This is a genomic window from Terrabacter sp. MAHUQ-38, from assembly GCF_014518425.1.
GTDB lineage: Bacteria > Actinomycetota > Actinomycetes > Actinomycetales > Dermatophilaceae > Terrabacter.
Map to the genome: position 1 here is coordinate 365,354 of NZ_JACVCU010000001.1, position 16,882 is coordinate 382,235.

16 protein-coding genes are annotated in these 16,882 nt (G+C 73.6%); 10 read left to right on the top strand and 6 right to left on the bottom strand.

Annotated features, from left to right (window positions below):
• Positions 1-33 precede the first annotated feature (33 nt).
• From H9I49_RS01770 to H9I49_RS01795, 6 genes are read left to right on the top strand one after another with little or no spacing between them, the layout of a single operon-like run.
• The gene (locus H9I49_RS01770) at positions 34-2,145 is read left to right on the top strand and encodes a VWA domain-containing protein (RefSeq protein WP_188028602.1); all 2,112 of its coding nucleotides are present in this window, start codon (positions 34-36) and stop codon (positions 2,143-2,145) included.
• The gene (cobO, locus tag H9I49_RS01775; protein ID WP_223128224.1) at positions 2,145-2,756 is read left to right on the top strand and encodes a cob(I)yrinic acid a,c-diamide adenosyltransferase; all 612 of its coding nucleotides are present in this window, start codon (positions 2,145-2,147) and stop codon (positions 2,754-2,756) included. Before H9I49_RS01770 ends, cobO begins: the two co-directional genes overlap by 1 nt.
• Positions 2,753-4,249 carry a cobyrinate a,c-diamide synthase gene (locus H9I49_RS23605; RefSeq protein ID WP_370587386.1) on the top strand — a complete coding sequence of 499 codons (1,497 nt, stop codon included), beginning with the start codon at positions 2,753-2,755 and terminating at the stop codon, positions 4,247-4,249. Before cobO ends, H9I49_RS23605 begins: the two co-directional genes overlap by 4 nt.
• A complete protein-coding gene (gene cobC / locus H9I49_RS23610) occupies positions 4,246-5,322 on the top strand; it encodes an Rv2231c family pyridoxal phosphate-dependent protein CobC (protein WP_188028603.1) in 1,077 nt (358 codons plus the stop codon). The genes H9I49_RS23605 and cobC overlap by 4 nt, the downstream gene beginning before the upstream one ends.
• A complete protein-coding gene (gene cobA / locus H9I49_RS01790; protein WP_188028604.1) occupies positions 5,312-6,340 on the top strand; it encodes a uroporphyrinogen-III C-methyltransferase in 1,029 nt (342 codons plus the stop codon). The genes cobC and cobA overlap by 11 nt, the downstream gene beginning before the upstream one ends.
• Positions 6,337-7,290, top strand: coding sequence for a cobalamin biosynthesis protein (locus H9I49_RS01795; RefSeq protein ID WP_188028605.1), 954 nt, complete (start codon positions 6,337-6,339; stop codon positions 7,288-7,290). The genes cobA and H9I49_RS01795 overlap by 4 nt, the downstream gene beginning before the upstream one ends.
• On the opposite strand, the gene H9I49_RS01800 is transcribed toward H9I49_RS01795, so the two are convergent.
• The 6 genes from H9I49_RS01800 to H9I49_RS01825 are packed head-to-tail and all read right to left on the bottom strand — an operon-like array spanning position 7,241 to position 12,013.
• Positions 7,241-7,693: an MOSC domain-containing protein gene (locus tag H9I49_RS01800; protein ID WP_188028606.1), complete on the bottom strand. Its 453-nt coding sequence runs from the start codon at positions 7,691-7,693 to the stop codon at positions 7,241-7,243. The genes H9I49_RS01795 and H9I49_RS01800 overlap by 50 nt on opposite strands.
• On the bottom strand, positions 7,690-8,076 hold the full coding sequence (locus H9I49_RS01805) for a VOC family protein (RefSeq protein ID WP_188028607.1): 387 nt from the start codon (positions 8,074-8,076) through the stop codon (positions 7,690-7,692). Before H9I49_RS01805 ends, H9I49_RS01800 begins: the two co-directional genes overlap by 4 nt.
• Positions 8,077-8,085: 9 nt before the next feature.
• Positions 8,086-9,870, bottom strand: coding sequence for a SulP family inorganic anion transporter (locus H9I49_RS01810; protein WP_370587387.1), 1,785 nt, complete (start codon positions 9,868-9,870; stop codon positions 8,086-8,088).
• Positions 9,871-9,899: 29 nt separating this feature from the next.
• On the bottom strand, positions 9,900-10,637 hold the full coding sequence (locus tag H9I49_RS01815) for a cobalt-precorrin-6A reductase (RefSeq protein WP_188028608.1): 738 nt from the start codon (positions 10,635-10,637) through the stop codon (positions 9,900-9,902).
• Positions 10,638-10,639: 2 nt separating this feature from the next.
• Positions 10,640-11,566: a MerR family transcriptional regulator gene (locus H9I49_RS01820; protein ID WP_188028609.1), complete on the bottom strand. Its 927-nt coding sequence runs from the start codon at positions 11,564-11,566 to the stop codon at positions 10,640-10,642.
• A gap of 3 nt (positions 11,567-11,569) precedes the next feature.
• Complete coding sequence (locus tag H9I49_RS01825) at positions 11,570-12,013, bottom strand: SRPBCC family protein (protein ID WP_188028610.1); 444 nt, start codon at positions 12,011-12,013, stop codon at positions 11,570-11,572.
• A 142-nt stretch (positions 12,014-12,155) separates the two neighbouring features.
• Here H9I49_RS01825 and H9I49_RS01830 point away from each other — a divergent pair, with 142 nt between their 5' ends.
• The 4 genes from H9I49_RS01830 to H9I49_RS01845 are packed head-to-tail and all read left to right on the top strand — an operon-like array spanning position 12,156 to position 16,835.
• Entirely contained in the window at positions 12,156-13,451 is a 1,296-nt protein-coding gene (locus H9I49_RS01830; protein WP_188028611.1) for an FAD-dependent oxidoreductase, read from the top strand.
• On the top strand, positions 13,448-14,203 hold the full coding sequence (locus tag H9I49_RS01835; protein ID WP_370587388.1) for a DUF1365 domain-containing protein: 756 nt from the start codon (positions 13,448-13,450) through the stop codon (positions 14,201-14,203). Before H9I49_RS01830 ends, H9I49_RS01835 begins: the two co-directional genes overlap by 4 nt.
• The gene (locus tag H9I49_RS01840; protein ID WP_188028612.1) at positions 14,200-15,480 is read left to right on the top strand and encodes a cyclopropane-fatty-acyl-phospholipid synthase family protein; all 1,281 of its coding nucleotides are present in this window, start codon (positions 14,200-14,202) and stop codon (positions 15,478-15,480) included. Before H9I49_RS01835 ends, H9I49_RS01840 begins: the two co-directional genes overlap by 4 nt.
• Positions 15,477-16,835 (top strand): deoxyribodipyrimidine photo-lyase, encoded by a 1,359-nt coding sequence (locus H9I49_RS01845; RefSeq protein ID WP_188028613.1) that lies wholly within the window; start codon positions 15,477-15,479, stop codon positions 16,833-16,835. The genes H9I49_RS01840 and H9I49_RS01845 overlap by 4 nt, the downstream gene beginning before the upstream one ends.
• The last annotated feature ends 47 nt before the right edge of the window (positions 16,836-16,882 follow it).

Sequence of the window (16,882 nt, forward strand, 5' to 3'; positions counted from 1 at the left end):
CGGGCGCGGCACCCGCAGGAGGCTCGCAGTCCCATGCGCGACGGCTCGAACGACCCGAACCACCACGGGTCCACGCCCGACACCTTTCCTTTCTCGGCGGTGGTCGGCTCCGACGACCTCGCCCTCGCCCTCGTCCTCACGGCGGTCTCGCCCGAGGTCGGCGGTGTCCTCGTGCGCGGCGAGAAGGGCACCGCGAAGTCGACGATGGTGCGCGGCCTCGCTGCCGTCCTCCCCCACCAGCAGGTCGTCGCCGGGTGCCGGTTCGGCTGTGCTCCGGGCGAGGGCGCCGGGTGCCCGGACGGCCCGCACGACCACACCGCCGATGCCGACACCCGTCACGCCCGGCTCGTCGAGCTGCCCATCGGCGCCACGGAGGACCGCGTCGTCGGCTCGCTCGACCTCGAGCGGGCGCTGGGACGTGGCGAGACGGCTTACCAGCCGGGTCTGCTGGCGGCCGCGAACCGCGGCATCCTCTACGTCGACGAGGTCAACCTGCTCCACGACCACCTCGTCGACCTGCTCCTCGACGCGGCCGCGATGGGCCGCAACACGGTCGAGCGCGATGGCGTCTCGGTGTCGCACGCGGCACGGATCGTCCTCGTCGGCACGATGAACCCCGAGGAGGGCGAGCTACGTCCGCAGCTGCTCGACCGCTTCGGGCTGACCGTCGAGGTCGCGGCGCCCCGTGATCCCGCGCTGCGCGCCGAGGTCGTACGCCGCCGCCTGGCCTTCGACGACGACCCGGCGGGGTTCGTGGCGCGGTTCACCGCCGAGCAGGAGGCGTTGCGCACGCGGATCGCGGCCGCACGCGACCGGCTGCGGTCCGTGGCTCTGACCGACGGGATGCTGCACCGGATCGCCGTCGTGTGCGCCGGGTTCGAGGTGGACGGGCTGCGCGCCGACATCGTCACAGCGCGCGCAGCTGTCGCCCACGCGGCCTGGTCGGGTCGCACGACGGTCACCGTCGCCGACGTGCGCGCCGCCGCCCGGCTCGCCCTACCGCACCGCCGGCGTCGCAACCCGTTCGACTCCCCCGGCCTCGACGAGGACCTCCTGGACCAGCTTCTCGGTGACGACGAGCCGGAGCCCGATCCCGACCCGGGCGACGGTGGGCAGCCCGAGCCTGACTCACGCGAGCCTGAGGAGGGCGACACCCAGCCGCAGGGCGAGGACCGGACCCCGGAACCCGCGCCCCGGCAGGAGGGGCAGCTGGAGCCCGAGCGCGCACCCGAGCCCCAGCGCGCCGAGGACGGCCAGCAGACCGAGCAGGGCGAGCCGGAGACCGAGCCCGAGACCGAGGCCGCCCCGGACCCCAGCCGCTCCGGCGCTGCCGCGGCAGGCGTGAGCGCTGCCGACGAGCCGTACCGCGCGAAGCTGCTGCGCGCCAAGGGCATCGGGCAGGGCGACCCTGGCCGGCGTTCGGCCGCCCTGACGAGCACCGGCCGACGGGTCGGCTCGACCAACACACCCACCGGACCCGTCCACCTGCCCGCGACGATCCGCGCCGCGGCCACGCGCAGCACGGCAGGGGGCCGTCTGCGCGTGCTGCCCGGCGACCTGCGCCGGTCCGTGGTGCAGGGCCGCGAGTCGAACCTCGTCCTGCTCTGCGTCGACGCCTCCGGCTCGATGGCCGCGCGGCGCCGCATGGAGGCCGTGAAGTCGGCCGTCCTGTCGCTGCTCCTCGACGCGTACCAGCGCCGCGACAAGGTCGGCCTGGTCACCTTCCGGGGCGCCGGCGCCACCCTCACACTGCCGCCGACCGGTTCCGTCGACATCGCCGCGAGGCGGCTGCGTGACCTGCCGCACGGCGGACGGACGCCGCTCGCGGAAGGGCTCGAGACGGCATACGACACGTTGCGGGTGGAGCGCCTGCGGGACCCGAACCGGCGAGCCCTGCTCGTCGTCGTCACGGACGGCCGGGCCACGAGCGGTCCGGACGCACTCGCCCGCGCGGCGAGGGTCGCCCGGCAGCTGCGCCACGAGGGCGTCCAGGCGGTCGTCCTCGACTGCGAGTCGGGCCGGTTCCGGATGGGCCTCGCCGCGCGTCTCGCCGAGCAGCTCGGCGCCGACCACCTGCCCGTGGGTGAGCTCGCGGCGTCGGCGATCGTCGGCACTGCTCGGGCCGTGAACGGGAGGGCTGCCTGATGCGCGGCCAGCCGACCGCGGTCCCGACCGACGGGCTGACGACCCGCCAGCGCCGCAACCGGCCGCTGCTCATCGTCAACACCGGCGACGGCAAGGGGAAGTCGACGGCCGCCTTCGGCCTGGCCCTGCGCGGCTGGAACCAGGGCTGGTCGGTCGGCGTGTTCCAGTTCGTCAAGAGCGCGAAGTGGCGCATCGGCGAGCAGACGGCCGTCGAGACGCTCGCCGAGCTGCACCGCGACACCGGACGCGGCGGCCCGATGGAGTGGCACAAGATGGGCGCCGGCTGGTCGTGGACCCGCAAGGAGGGCACCGAGGACGACCACGCCGAGGCGGCCCGCGAGGGCTGGGCCGAGATCAAGCGTCGGATCGCCACCGAGACCCACGGGCTCTACGTCCTCGACGAGTTCACCTACCCGATGGCGTGGGGCTGGATCGACGTCGACGACGTCGTCACGACGCTGCGCGACCGGCCGGGCCACCAGCACGTCGTCATCACGGGTCGCCGCTGCCCGGAGGCGGTGCTCGACCTCGCCGACCTCGTCACCGAGATGACGAAGGTCAAGCACCCGTTCGACGCGGGCCAGAAGGGGCAGCGGGGGATCGAGTGGTGACCCGGCGCGACTCCGCCATCGACACGGCCCTCGGTCGGCTGCCCGCCGAGCCGGAGCAGCCCGGCGGCACGGTGCTGCCGAGGCTCGTCGTCGCCGCACCCGGCTCGGGCCACGGCAAGACGACGGTCGCGACCGGGCTCATGGCCGCACTGCGCGAACGGGGGCTCGAGGTCACGGGCTTCAAGGTCGGGCCGGACTTCATCGACCCCGGCTACCACTCGCTCGCGACGGGGCGGCCGGGGCGCAACCTCGACCCGTTCCTCTGCGGCGCCGCCAGCGTCGCGCCGCTGCTCGTGCACGGCGCCTCGGCCGACGGGCCCACCGACGTCGCCGTCCTCGAGGGCGTCATGGGCCTCTTCGACGGGCGCATCGGCAGCGACGGCTTCGCCTCGACGGCGCACGTGGCCACGCTGACGCGTACGCCGGTCGTGATCGCTCTCGACGTGAGCCACATGACGCGCACGGCGGCAGCGATCGTCCACGGGCTCGCGACCTTCGAGCCGGGCGTGCGGGTCGCCGGCGTCGTGCTCAACAAGGCGGCATCGGGAAGGCACGTGCGCGAGGTGTGGTCGGCCCTCGACGCGACGGGCGTGCCTGTGCTCGGCGTGCTCCCACGCGACGCGGGCATCGAGGCGCCCTCGCGCCACCTCGGTCTCGTGCCGGCGGCCGAGCGCGACGAGGCCGCCCGCTCCGTCGAGCTGCTCGCGGAGCGGGTCGCCGAGCACGTCGACCTCGACCAGGTGCTCGCGATCGCCCGCTCGGCGCCCGAGCTCGACGCCCCCGCCTGGGACGCCGTCGCAGCCCTCGGTGACGCCGCCCGCCCCGACCTGCCGACAGACTCGCAGCCCGTCGTGGCGGTGGCGGGTGGCCGGGCCTTCACGTTCCGTTACACCGAGACCGACGAGCTGCTGCGGGCCGCCGGGCTCGAGCCCGTCGTCTTCGACCCGCTCACCGCGCCGAGCCTGCCGCGCGGGACCGCTGGCCTCTACCTCGGCGGCGGGTTCCCGGAGGTGCACGCCGAGGAGCTCTCGGCCAACGGGACGCTTCGCGGCGAGGTCCTGCGTGCGGTGCGGGCCGGGCTGCCGACCGTCGCCGAGTGCGCCGGGATGCTCTACCTCTGCGGCGCCGTGGACGGCGCCGCGATGGTCGGCGCGATCCCGGCCGACGCCGCCATGGGCCCGCGACTCACCCTCGGCTACCGCAGCGCGATCGCGCCCGGCGACTCGGTGCTCGCGGTGGCGGGCCGGCGGGTCACGGGCCACGAGTTCCACCGCACGACGGTGACGCCTGATCCCGGCGCGAGCCCGGCGGCGTGGCTGCTCGACGGGACGCCCGACGGCTTCGCCCTCGACCCGGCCGGCACAGGGCGCGCGACGCTGCACGCGTCGTACCTCCACACCCACTGGGCGGGTCACCCCCAGCTCGCCGCGTCCTTCGCCGACGCCGTCCACGCGTATGCCGCCGCCCCCGGGTCCCGGAGCAAGGCGTCGTGAGCGGCGCGGCCGGTGACACCGGCGTCGACCTGCACCACCACGGCGACCGCGACGTCGCGCCCGGCCTGACAGACCTCGCCGTCAACGTCCGGCTCCCGGCTCCGCCGCCGTGGCTGGCGGATGTCATCGCGGGCTCCCTCCGCGACCTCGGCCGCTACCCCGACCCGGCGCCGGCGGTCGCGGCCATCGCTGCACGGCACCGCGTGCCGCCGGAGTGCGTGCTGCCGACGGCCGGCGCCGCCGAGGCGTTCACGCTGCTCGCCCGGGCGATCCCGGGTGAGCGGCCGGTGGCCGTCCATCCGCAGTTCACCGAGCCGGAGGCAGCGCTGGCCGCGGCGGGCAGGCCTGTCGACCGGCTTGTCCTGCAGCACAGTTCGGGCTTCCGGCTCGACCCGGCCGACTTCGCCGGTGGCGGCCCACACGCCCACGCCGACCTCGTCGTCGTCGGCAACCCCACGAACCCGACGGGCGTGCTCCACCGGTCAGCAGACCTGCGAGCGACGCGGTCGCCGGGGCGCGTCGTCGTCGTCGACGAGGCCTTCATGGACGCCGTGCCGGGAGAACCCGAGTCGGTCATCGGCGCGGACCTGGACGGGCTGCTCGTCGTCCGGTCGCTGACCAAGACGTGGGGGCTGGCGGGACTGCGCGCCGGCTACGTCGTCGGTGACGCGCGGCTCGTCGCGCGACTGCGCGCCGCGCAGCCACCGTGGTCGGTCTCGAGCCCGTCCATCGCGGCCACGGTCGCCTGTCTCTCCGAGCGCGCACTCGCCGAGGCGGAGGCGGCTGCCGTGTCCACGGTTCACGACCGGGACGTCCTCGTCCGCGAGCTCGCTGCCGTGGGTCTCACGACTGTCGCACCGTCGACCGCTCCGTTCGTCCTCGTGGACACGTCGCCGCTGGGTGCCGGTTCGGTGCGCGAGGACCTCGCAGGGCTCGGTTTCGCCGTCCGTCGCGGCGAGACGTTCCCCGGCCTCGGGCCGACCTGGGTGCGGCTCGCCGTCCGTGGCCCTGCCACGTCGCGGGCGGTCGCCGCGGCGTTCGACGACCTGAGGAGGGTGCGCCGTGTCGCCTGAGCTGAGCTTCGCCGACCTGTCGGTGCTCGTCGCCCGCGTCGTGCCGCACACCGTCGCCACGGTGCACGCGCTCCTGCGTGACGGCGCGCGCGTCACCATCGGGGCCGACCTCGACGATCTGCCGACCTCGCTGCGCGACCTCGTGGAGCGTGGCCTGGTCGCCGTCGAGCCTGACGCCGAGCCGGAAACGTTCGACGTGGTGCTCCGCGCCGACGTCTCCACGTCGCCGTCCCCGCCGGTCGGGCCCGCGACGGACGAGGAAGCCCACGAGGCCGGCGGGCGCTCCTCCGTCGGCACGGTGACCCTGCTCGGCGGCGGCCTCGGAGACCCGGGCCTGCTCACCGTCGCGGGCATCGAGGCGATCCGCGCGGCCGACGTCATCGTCCACGACCGCCTCGCGCCGCTGAGCGCCCTGCGGCACGCGCGTGACGACGTGCGGGTGATCGACGTCGGCAAGATCCCGAGGGGCGACTTCACGCCGCAGGAGCGGATCAACGAGATCCTCGTCGAGCACGCTCTCGCCGGCCGGAACGTCCTGCGCCTCAAGGGCGGGGACAACTTCGTCTTCGGACGTGGCGGCGAGGAGGCCGAGGCGTGCACGGCCCAGGGCATCCCCGTCGTCGTCCTGCCGGGCATCTCGTCGAGCATCGCCGCACCGGCTCTCGCCGGGATCCCGGTCACGCACCGCACGCTGGTCCAGGGCTTCACCGTCGTCAGCGGCCACGTGCCGCCCGGCGACCCGCGCAGCACCCTCGACTGGGGCGCCATCTCCCGCAGCGGCACGACGGTCGTCGTCCTCATGGGCGTGGCAACGCTGGGCGCGATCGCCGAGACCCTTGTCGCAGAAGGTCGCTCACCGCTCACGCCCGCGGCTGTGGTAGCCGACGCGGGGTTGCCGAGCATGCGCACCGTGCGCGCGCCCCTCGCCGAGATCGACGCGGCCGCCCGGCGCGAGGGCCTGGGCGCACCCGCCGTCGTCGTCATCGGCGACGTCGCGGCCCTCGACGTCACCCGATGAGCCGACCGCTCGGGCTCGTACTCGGCTGGGCCCTCGACCAGGCGGTCGGCGACCCGCGTCGCTGGCACCCGGTGGCCGGGTTCGGGTCGGCCGCGATTCTGCTCGAGAAGCAGACATATGCCGCCCGCCGCGCCCCCGGCGTCGCCCACGTGGCGCTCCTGGTGGCCGGGGCGGCGGGGCTCGGCGTCGTCACCGAGCGGGCGACCCGGCGCCGCGGAGTCGCCCACACGGTCGCGACCGCCGCGGCGACGTGGGCCGTTCTCGGCGGCTGCTCCCTGATCCGGGAGGCCGAGACCATCGACGGGCAGCTGCGGCACGCCGACCTCGACGCCGCCCGCAGCCAGGTGCGCAACCTCGTCGGGCGCGACACGTCCGGGCTCGCCGCCGACGAGGTGGCGCGCGCCTGCATCGAGTCGCTCGCCGAGAACACGTCGGACGCGGTCGTCGCTCCCCTGTTGTGGGGCGGGCTCCTCGGGGTCCCCGGTCTGCTCACCTACCGGGCCGTCAACACCCTCGACGCGATGATCGGGCACCGCAATGAGCGCTACCGCGAGTTCGGCTGGGCTGCAGCAAAGCTCGACGACGTCGCGAACTGGTTGCCGGCCCGGGTTGCCGGTGCCCTGACCCTCGTCGCCGGCGGGTCGCGTGAGCGGGCTCTCGCGGGCTGGGACGCCATCCGGCGTGACGCACCGGCCCACCCGAGCCCGAACGGCGGCGTCGTCGAGGCGGCGTTCGCGGGGGTCCTGGGGGTGCGGCTGGGTGGCTCCAACGTCTACGACGGACGGGTCGAGGACCGCGGCACGCTCGGCACGGGCTCGCCGGCCGGAGCACGCGACATCGCGCCGGCCTCCCGGCTCGCCCGTCGCGTCGCAGCGGGGTCACTCGCCGTCGCGACCCTGCTCAGCCTTGGGCACCGGAGTCATCGAGCACGACCTCGTCCCCCACGCTGATCCGACCCGAGGTCAGCAGGCGGAACACCGTGCCCGCACGGTTGTGCAGTGCTCGTGCCGCACCGGGGCCGAGGTTGTCGTCGAGGAGCCGGCAGGGCGCAGCGATGCGTACGACCTCGAGCTCGACGTCGCCGATCGTCACGTGAGTCCCCGGCTGCGTCGGGATGTCGCCACCCGAGATCGTGATGTTGCGCCGGGTCAGGCCCGCCTCGACCGGTCGCCCGAGATCGGCGGCGGCGGCCTCGAGGTCGAGCGCCGACTGCAGTGTCACGTGCCGGTGCTTGCTGCCGTGGTAGCGGTCCCCGACGAGACCCGCGCCGGCCTCGGCCTCGACGCTCGTCACGGACTTCGTCGGCAGGCGCCGACCCGGGGCGAGGTGGATCGCCACGACGGTGGGCGTCACGACAGCAGGTCCCAGCGGTTGCCGGCCACGTCGCGGAAGACCGCCACCCAGCCGTAGTCCTCCTTCCGCGGTGGCCGCACGATCTCGGCTCCGGCCTCACGCAGCCGCTCGAGCGTCGCGTCGAAGTCGTCGACGCGCAGGAACAGCCCGACCCGGCCGGCCCACTGTTCACCGACGACAGCCTCCTGCACGGGACCGTCGGCCCGCGCGAGCAGCAGACCGGTGCCACCGCCCGGTGGCCGCACGACCACCCACCGCTTGGGTCGGCCGTCGGTCGTCGTCGACGGCGAGTCCTCGGCCAGCTCGAAACCGAGCACGCCGGTGTAGAAGCCGATCGCGGAGTCGTAGTCGTCGACGACGACGGTGACGAGGTCGAGATGCATGACGTCAGGCTAGGCGTCCGGCTCGGGCTGGGCGGGCACGGGTGGGATGCGTAGCCCCGCCGGCGGTGCGCCGTGCTCGCGCTCGTACCAGGCGGCATACCCTGCGACGGCCGTCGGGAGGGTCGGGAAGATGAGGTCGCGCCCGACGTCGTCGAGGAAGCCGGCAGCGTCGAGCGAGACCCGCAGGTCCTCCTTGACGCGGGCCATCGCGAAGACGACCCCACGGTCCTCCAGGGCCCGGCGCAGCGACTCGAGGGCGTCGACCGCGGTGAGGTCGACCTCGGTGTTGGCCTCGGCGTTGAGCAGGAACCACGCGACGTCACCCTGAGCCTCGGCAGCGTCGGCGACCGCGAGAGCCCGCGTCATGAAGTCGTCGGAGTTGGCGAAGAACAGCGGCGAGTCGTAGCGGTAGACGACGAGGCCCGGCACCTGCACCGCGTCGGGGTGGTCGTCGATGTCGTGCATGCCCGCCACATCAGGCACGTAGCCGAGCACGCCGTCGTGCGGATGGACGATGCGCCGCAGCAGGTCGAGCACCGACAGGGCGATGGCCGCCCCGATGCCGGGAAGCACCCCGAAGAGCAGTACCGCGGCCGTCGTCGCGAGCGCCAGCACGAGCTCGCTGCGCCGGAACGCCGCGATCCGCCGCAGCTCCCCCATGTCGACGAGCCGGATCGCGGCGAAGACGACGACCGCGCCGAGCGCTGCGGTCGGGAAGGCCCCGATCACCGGGCCGAGCCACAGCAGGGTCGCGACGACCAGGACCAGGGAGACGAGGGAGTGCAGCTGCGTCCGCGCACCCATCGCGTCGGCGATGACGGTGCGACTGCCGCTCGAGCTGATCGGGAAGCCCTGGAGCAGCCCGGTCGCCACGTTCGCGCCGCCCAGGGCCAGGAACTCCTGGTTGCTGTCGATGGCCTCTCGATGTCGCGCAGCGAAGGCGCGGCCCGTCAGCACGTTGTCGGAGTATGCGACGACGGCGACGCCGAGCGCGGCCGGCAACAGCGCCCAGAGGTCGACACCGCCGAGGTCGGGAAGCCGCACGGCGGGAAGCCCCTGCGGCACATGGCCGACGAGCTTCACGCCGGCGGTGTCGACGAGGTCGAGCGCCGCCACGACGACCGTCGCCCCGAGCATCCCGATCAGGGGGCCCGGCCACGTCGGCGCGAGGCGCTGGAACCCGAGGAGGACCGCGAGCACGCCCAGCGCCAGCCACAGGGTCGGCAGGTGAGTCTGGCCGAGGTGCGTCACGGCGTACACCACCTCCTGCGGGAAGGAGCTGCCCTCGACGGCGATACCCGTGACCTTGCCGATCTGGCTGACGACCATGAGGACGGCGATGCCGGCCATGTAGCCGACGAGAACCGGCCTCGAGAGAAGGTGGGAGAGGAAGCCGAGTCTCGTCACGAAGCCGACCAGGCAGATGATCCCCACGGCGACCGCCATGAGCGCGGCCATCTCCTGCCGCAGCACCACTCCGCCCGCCGCCGTGACGAGGCCGCCGATGCCGGCAGCGGTCATGAGCGCGGTGGTCGACTCGGGACCGACGGAGAGCTGACGGGAGGAGCCGAGGACCGCGTAGACGAGCAGGCCGGGGCCGGCGGCCCAGAGCCCTGCGACCGCGGGCAGCCCCGCCACTTCGGCGTAGGCGAGCACCTGCGGCACGAGGTAGGCGGTGACGGTGATGCCGCCGAGCACGTCGCCGCGCAGCCAGGCGCGGTCGTAGCCGCGCAGGACGGCGATCCCGGGGAGCAGCCGCTCCCACGGCGCCCGGTCCCGCTGGCCCACCGTCACGCGACGAACGTACGCGACGACGTATGCCGTCAGTCGCTTTTCGCGTCGAGCGCGACCACCGCGTCGGCGACCGACGCGACGACGAGTACGCCCTCGGGCACGGGGGGACGGCGCACGACGACGACGGGCACGCCGAGGTCGTGGGCGGCCGCCAGCTTGGCCTCGGTGAGCGCGCCGCCGGAGTCCTTGGTCAGCAGCACGTCGACCCGGCGGCTCCGCATGAGGTCGCGTTCGCCGTCGTACGGGTAGGGGCCCCGCGCGCGCAGCACCTCCCACCCGGCCGGCACCTGCCAGTCGGGCGGGTCGACGACGCGGGCGAGGACGAAGCGGTCGTCCCACGACGCGAAGGCGTCGAGCTGCTGGCGACCCGTCGTGAGGAACGGACGGCGGCCGAGACGCTCGGCGGCTGAGCGTGCGGCGTCGACGTCGGCGACCCAGGTGAACCTGTCGGCGAGCGGGTGCACGGACCAGCCGGGGCGCTGGAGCCGGACGAACGGCACGCCGACGTGGGCGGTCGCGGCAACCGCGTTGTCGGTGATCTGCGCTGCGAACGGGTGCGTCGCGTCGACGACGTGGTCGACGTGGCCGTCGATGTAGGCGGCGAGCCCCTCGACGCCGCCGAAGCCGCCCGTGCGCACCCTGCCGACGGGCAGGGCCGGCTCGCTGACCCGCCCGGCGAGGCTCGACACGACGTCGTCGCCGCGCGCCACGAGCACTGCTGCGAGGGCGCGGGCCTCACCCGTGCCGCCGAGGACCAGGACGCGCACGGTCAGGCCGGGACGCTGAGACGGCGGGTCATCTCGCCCACCGCCACGGTGATCGAGTGGCCGAGGTGGATGACGGTGCCGGTGACATCGTCCTGGCGGCTGCCGCCGAGACCGATGACGACCTCGGGGTGCTTGCGGCTCACGGTGTCGACGATCTCCTGGGCGGACGTGGAGTCGACGTCGCGGGGCACGGCCATGACGATACCGGCTGCGCGCCTGGCCTCGATGGCGCGCACCCAGTCTTCTGCCGGGAGGTCGGCGCCGACGTAGACCGTGGCGAAACCGGCCCGCCGCGCGGCGACGGCGAAGGCGAGCAGCCCGAGCTCGTGCCGGGCTCCTGGCGGCAGGCCGACGAGCAGCGTCGGGCCGTCGACACGGCCCGAGGCAGCCTCGTAGGCGGCGGCGAGCCGTCGCTGGACGGCATACGACACGAGGTGCTCCCCGGCCACGGTGAGGCGGCCGTGCGCCCACTCCTCGCCGACGAGCTCGAGCGTAGGCATGAGCCAGTCGTCGACGACGTGCTCGAAGGTGCCCAGCGCGAAGCGGGAGTCGAGCACTGCCGTCGCCGACGCGGAGTCGAGCCGCTCAGCCGCGCGGACGAACGCCTCGGCGTCCTCGGAGTGGAAGCGGGCGGAGGGGCGCTGCGCATTGGCACGGGTGGGGCGTCCCGCCCGCGGGGGCGACCCGCCCCGCCCCCCGGCGTCGCGGGACGAGAGTCGGCGCAACGTGTCGGCCGCGGCCTCGCGGGCTGACCACCCCTCGGTGACGAGGGAGTTCATGATCGCGAGCGCGCGGACGTCCTCAGGGCCGTAGAGCCGGTAGCCGCCGTCGGAGCGCTTCGGGCTGACGACCCCGTAGCGCCGCTCCCACGCGCGCAGCGTTGCGACGCTGATGCCCGTCAGCTCGGCGGCGCGCTTGATGGTGTACATCGTCTACTCCAGACGCCCCAGGGCAGTGCGAAGTCCTTTCTCGGCCTCGTCGCCGAGCCTCGCGAAGGCCGGGGCGAGCAGGGGCGCGATGAGCTTCGCGATCCCCTTGAACTCGAAGTCTGCCCGATAGGTCACCGTCGTGCCCTCGCCGCCCTCCGTCACGGTGCGCACGAAGGTCATCGTGTCGTGCGCGACCACGGTCGCGTTCTCGCCCCGCAGGACGACCCTCTCCCCGGGAACGCTCTCGGTGACGAGGTAGTCGAGCTCGGTCTCGCGACCGAGGAACTTCGACGTGTTGTGGTAGCGCGTGCCGACGCCGCCCTCGCCGGCGACCCGCTCGGTGTGGATCGTGCCCGGGTCCCAGTCGGTGGTGTTGGTGAAGTCGCTCAGGTAGGCGAAGACGCGGTCGACCGGCTGGTCGACGGTGACGGTGCGTTCGATGACCATGTGCACTCCAACCTTTGACAGACCTTCGACAACCACTCTACGGTGTGGACGAACGTTGGACAAGGCATCGCACCGCGAGGCCCTCACAATCCGGTCGGGGCACCGCACCGAACCACCCGGGACCCATAGCGAGGAGGGCTCGGTGACTCGAGCGAACGGCACGACCCGACCGACAGCCCGACCGACCGCCCGACCGACCGCAGCGGTGATCGGGGCCGGCGTCTCCGGCCTGACCGCGGCCCACGTGCTCAGCGCCACCCACGACGTCACCCTCTTCGAGAGCCAGGGGCGCTTCGGCGGGCATGCCCACACGCACGACGTCCGCGGCCGCGACGGGTCCCTGCGCATCGACAGCGGCTTCATCGTGCACAACGAGCGCACCTACCCGAACCTCCTGCGCCTCTTCCGCGAGCTCGACGTGCCGACCCGGGCGACGGAGATGAGCATGAGCATCACGTGCGAGGGCTGCGGGCTGTCGTATGCCGGCGGGCGCGGACCCAGTGGCCTGTTCGCTCAGAAGCGCCGCCTCGCCGACCCGCGGTTCGTGCGCATGCTGCGCGACGTGCCGCGCTTCCACCGGGCCGCGCACGCGCTGCTCGCGGACGGGTCGCACGACCCCACATGGGGCGAGTTCCTTGCCGGGCAGGGCTTTTCCGACTACTTCGTGCGCCACTTCGCGATCCCGCTGGTCGCGTGCGTCTGGTCGTGCGGCGACCTCGAGGCGAGCGCCTACCCGGCGCGTCACCTCTTCCGGTTCCTCGACCACCACGGAATGCTGGCGGTGACGGGGTCACCCCGGTGGCGCACCGTCACCGGCGGGTCGGCGACCTACGTCGAGCGGCTCGTCGAGCGTCTGCCGGACGTGCGCAAGCAGAGCCCGGTGACCGCGGTGACGAGGCACGACGACGGGGTCGACGTCTGCGTGGCCGGTGGGGTGACGACGTTCGACCGGGCCGTCGTCGCGACCCACGCCGACCAGGCGCTCGACCTGCTCGCCGACGCGACGCCGGACGAGAAACGCGACCTCGCAGCCATCCGCTACTCCAGGAACACGACGTGGTTGCACCGCGACTCGTCGGTGCTGCCTCGGCCGCGTCAGGCGCGGTCGTCGTGGAACTACCGCCTGCGCGCGTGCGACGCCCCGGCGACCGACGTCACGGTCAGCTACTGGATGAACCGGCTGCACGGCATCGCCGACGCCGACGACCACGTCGTCACGCTCAACCCCGGGAGGACGGTGGACGAGTCGCTCGTGACGGCCCGGATGAGCTACGACCACCCGATCTTCACCCGCCAGGCCGTCGAGGCCGCGGCCCGGTTGAGCGACGGAGGCGGCGACCGTCTCGCCTTCGCGGGCGCCCACCTCGGCTGGGGCTTCCACGAGGACGGGTGCCGGTCCGGCGTGGAGGCCGCGGAGTCGTTCGGGGTGCGCTGGTGACCACGGTCCTGACCCCTCCGCCGGTGCCCGCACTCGTCGACGGCACCGTCAGCCACTCGCGCCGCATGCCGCTGCGCCACAGCTTCACGTACGGCCACTACCAGTGGCTCGTGGACGTCGACCACCTTCCCCGACTGCTTTGGCCCGCAACGTTGTTCGCGACGTTCGACCCGCGGGACCACCTGGACGCGGGTCGTCTCGGCGGGGGCCTGCGCGGCGACGTCGAGCGCTTCCTCGCCGCTCGGGGCATCGCGCTCGGGCACGACGACCGGGTGCTCATGCTCGCGAACGCGCGCGTGCTCGGGCACACCTTCGACCCGCTGTCGGTCTTCTGGTGCCTGCGACCGGACGGCACGCTGCTCGGCGTCGTCTTCGAGGTGCACAACACGTACGGCGAGCGCCACGCGTACCTGCTCGACGTCGCCGACGACGGCACGGCGACGGTCGGCAAGGCGTTCTACGTCTCGCCCTTCAACGACACGACCGGGGAGTATGCCGTCCGGCTCGTCCTCGAGCCCAGCGCCGTCTCGGTGACGGTGGCCCTCGACCGCGGCGGCGAGCGCGTCATGACCGCCGTCACGCGCGGCACGCCGGAGCCCGCGTCAGCGCGCGCTCTGCTGCGCCTCGTCCGCCGGCACGGCCTCATGACCCAGAGGGTGACGACGCTGATCCGGGCCCACGGCATCCGCCTGTGGCTGCGCCGGCTGCCCGTCTTGCCGCGCCCCCACCACCCCGAGGAGGCCGTCCGATGACCGCCCAGCCGCCCACCATGGCGCAGCCGCTGTGCCTGCGCCGGCCGAGCCTGCGTCGCTTCTGCCTGCGCGCGCGACTCGCCCGGCGCATCGTCGCGCAGGTCGCGAAGCGCGTCCGCGTCGACGTCGTCCTGCCCGACGGCTCGCTCCTCGACGGCGGCACGCGCCGGGCCGGTGTGCCCGCCCTCGAGGTCGTCCGCCCGACAGCCCTTTTCGAGCGGCTGGCGCACCACCCGAAGATCGGCCTGGGCGAGGCCTACATGGCCGGCGACTGGCGAGCGGCCGAGGGCACCGACCTCGCCGATCTCTTCGCGCCGTTCGCCGCGTGCCTGACGACGGCCGTGCCTCCGGGCTGGCTGCGGCTGCGCGGCGTCGTCGACCGGCGGATCCCGTCGACCCAGCGCAACTCGCTGCTCGGGTCGCGCCGCAACATCGAGGCGCACTACGACCTGTCCAACGACCTCTTCGCGGCGTTCCTCGACGAGACGATGAGCTACAGCTCGGCGCTCTTCGACGAGCACCAGCCGCTGCACACGCAGTCGCTGGAGGCCGCGCAGCTGCGCAAGGTGCGCGCGATCCTCGACATGGCCAAGGTCGGCCAGGACACGCGCCTGCTCGAGATCGGGACGGGCTGGGGCACCCTCGCCCTCGAGGCCGCCCGACGCGGTGCCACGGTCACGAGCGTCACCCTGTCGAAGGAGCAGGCGGTGCTCGCCCGCCGGAGGGTGGCCGCGGCCGGCCAGGCCGACAGCGTCGACATCCGGATCCAGGACTATCGCGAGGTCGAGGGCGACTACGACGCCGTCGTCAGCGTCGAGATGGTCGAGGCCGTCGGCGAGGAGTACTGGGAGACGTACTTCCGCACCATCGACGAGCGCCTCGCGCCGGGCGGCGTGGCCGCGGTCCAGGCGATCCTCATGTCGCACGAGCGACTCATGGCCACGAAGCACTCGTACGGCTGGATCCAGAAGCACATCTTCCCCGGCGGCCTCATCCCGAGTCTCCAGGCGATCAGCGAGACGACCGAGGGCGCGACGACACTGCGCATCACGGGTGTCGAGGCGTTCGGCGCCGACTACGCCGAGACGCTGCGACGCTGGCGAGAGGCGTTCCTCGCGCGCTGGCCCGAGGTCGCCGCGCTCGGCTTCGACGACACCTTCCGTCGCAAGTGGGAGTTCTACCTCGCGTACTGCCAGGCCGGCTTCGCCACGGGCTACCTCGACGTCGCCCAGGTGCGTCTCGAGCGGCAGGGCACCGGGCGGGGGGCCCCCAGATGATGCCGTCGACGACCTCGGTCCTGTGGTTGCGGCGCGACCTGCGACTGAACGACCACCCGGCGCTGCTCGCCGCGGTCGGGGACGCCACGCACGTGCTGCCCGTCTTCGTGCTCGACCCCCGGCTGGCGCGCGACTCCCCGCGCACCCAACGGCTGCTCGCCTCGCTCGCGTCGTTGTCGAAGGACACACGCCGTGCGCTCGTCGTCCGCAAAGGCGACCCCGTCGACGTCATCCCACGCCTCGCGAGGGAGGTCGGCGCCCTGCGGGTGCACGTCACCCGGGAGACCACCCCCTACGGTCGCCGACGCGACGAGAAGATCGCGAGGGCTCTCGCCGACGACGGCCGCGAGCTCGTCGCCACCGGCACTCCGTATGCCGTCGGGCCCGGACGCATCCTCAACCAGTCCGGTTCTCCCTACAAGGTCTTCACGCCGTTCTCGAAGGCGTGGCACCGGCACGGGAGGCCTGCGCCGGCGTCCCGGCCCACGCGCATCCCGTGGCTGCGGGCCGACGTGGGCAGCGACGCCCTGCCGACCGTGACGCTGACGGAGGCCGGTGAAGCTGCGGCGCTCGAGCGTTGGGATGCCTTCCTGCGCGAGGGCCTCACGGCATACGACAAGGAACGCGACCGACCCGACCTCGACACCACGAGCCGGATGTCGGCGGCCCTCAAGTTCGGCGAGATCCACCCGCGGACCATCCTGGCCGACCTCGCAGCCCACACCGCCGGGCGATCGCAGGCCGCGAACACGTATGTGACAGAGCTGATCTGGCGCGAGTTCCACGCCGACGTGCTGTGGCACGACCCCGACTCGGCGTGGCACGACCTGCGGCCGGAGCTCGCGAGGCTGCCGTACGACTCGGGCCCCGAGACCGACCGGCTCGTCGACGCGTGGCGCGAGGGGCGTACCGGCTACCCGATCGTCGACGCCGGCATGCGCCAGCTGCTCCACGAGGGCTGGATGCACAACCGGCTGCGGATGGTCACGGCGAGCTTCCTGACCAAGGACCTCCACGTGTGGTGGCCGGTCGGCGCCAGGCACTTCCTCGAGCACCTCGTCGACGGTGACCTCGCCTCCAACAACCACGGCTGGCAGTGGGTCGCGGGGACCGGTACGGACGCGACGCCGTACTTCCGGGTCTTCAACCCGGTGACCCAGGGCAAGAAGTTCGACCCGGACGGCGTGTACGTCCGGCGCTGGGTGCCCGAGCTGCGCCACCTGCCGGGAGCAGCGGCGCACGAACCGTGGAAGCACGACAACGGGTACGACAACGACTACCCGAGGCAGGTCGTCGACCACGACGACGAGCGCAGGGAGACGTTGGCGCGCTACGAGCGCGCGCGTCGTCGATGAGCCGGGTCGATGGGACGGGTCGGTGGAGCCAGTCGGGAGGAGGGCAG

Bases quoted from the DNA above. Each gene is read 5' to 3' on its own strand.
- H9I49_RS01795 (WP_188028605.1), top strand. From the start codon at position 6,337: ATGAGCCGACCGCTCGGGCTCGTACTCGGCTGGGCCCTCGACCAGGCG.
- H9I49_RS01840 (WP_188028612.1), top strand. From the start codon at position 14,200: ATGACCGCCCAGCCGCCCACCATGGCGCAGCCGCTGTGCCTGCGCCGG.
- H9I49_RS01845 (WP_188028613.1), top strand. From the start codon at position 15,477: ATGATGCCGTCGACGACCTCGGTCCTGTGGTTGCGGCGCGACCTGCGA.
- H9I49_RS01820 (WP_188028609.1), bottom strand. From the start codon at position 11,566: ATGTACACCATCAAGCGCGCCGCCGAGCTGACGGGCATCAGCGTCGCA.
- H9I49_RS01805 (WP_188028607.1), bottom strand. From the start codon at position 8,076: ATGCATCTCGACCTCGTCACCGTCGTCGTCGACGACTACGACTCCGCG.
- H9I49_RS01825 (WP_188028610.1), bottom strand. From the start codon at position 12,013: ATGGTCATCGAACGCACCGTCACCGTCGACCAGCCGGTCGACCGCGTC.
- cobO (WP_223128224.1), top strand. From the start codon at position 2,145: ATGCGCGGCCAGCCGACCGCGGTCCCGACCGACGGGCTGACGACCCGC.
- H9I49_RS01770 (WP_188028602.1), top strand. From the start codon at position 34: ATGCGCGACGGCTCGAACGACCCGAACCACCACGGGTCCACGCCCGAC.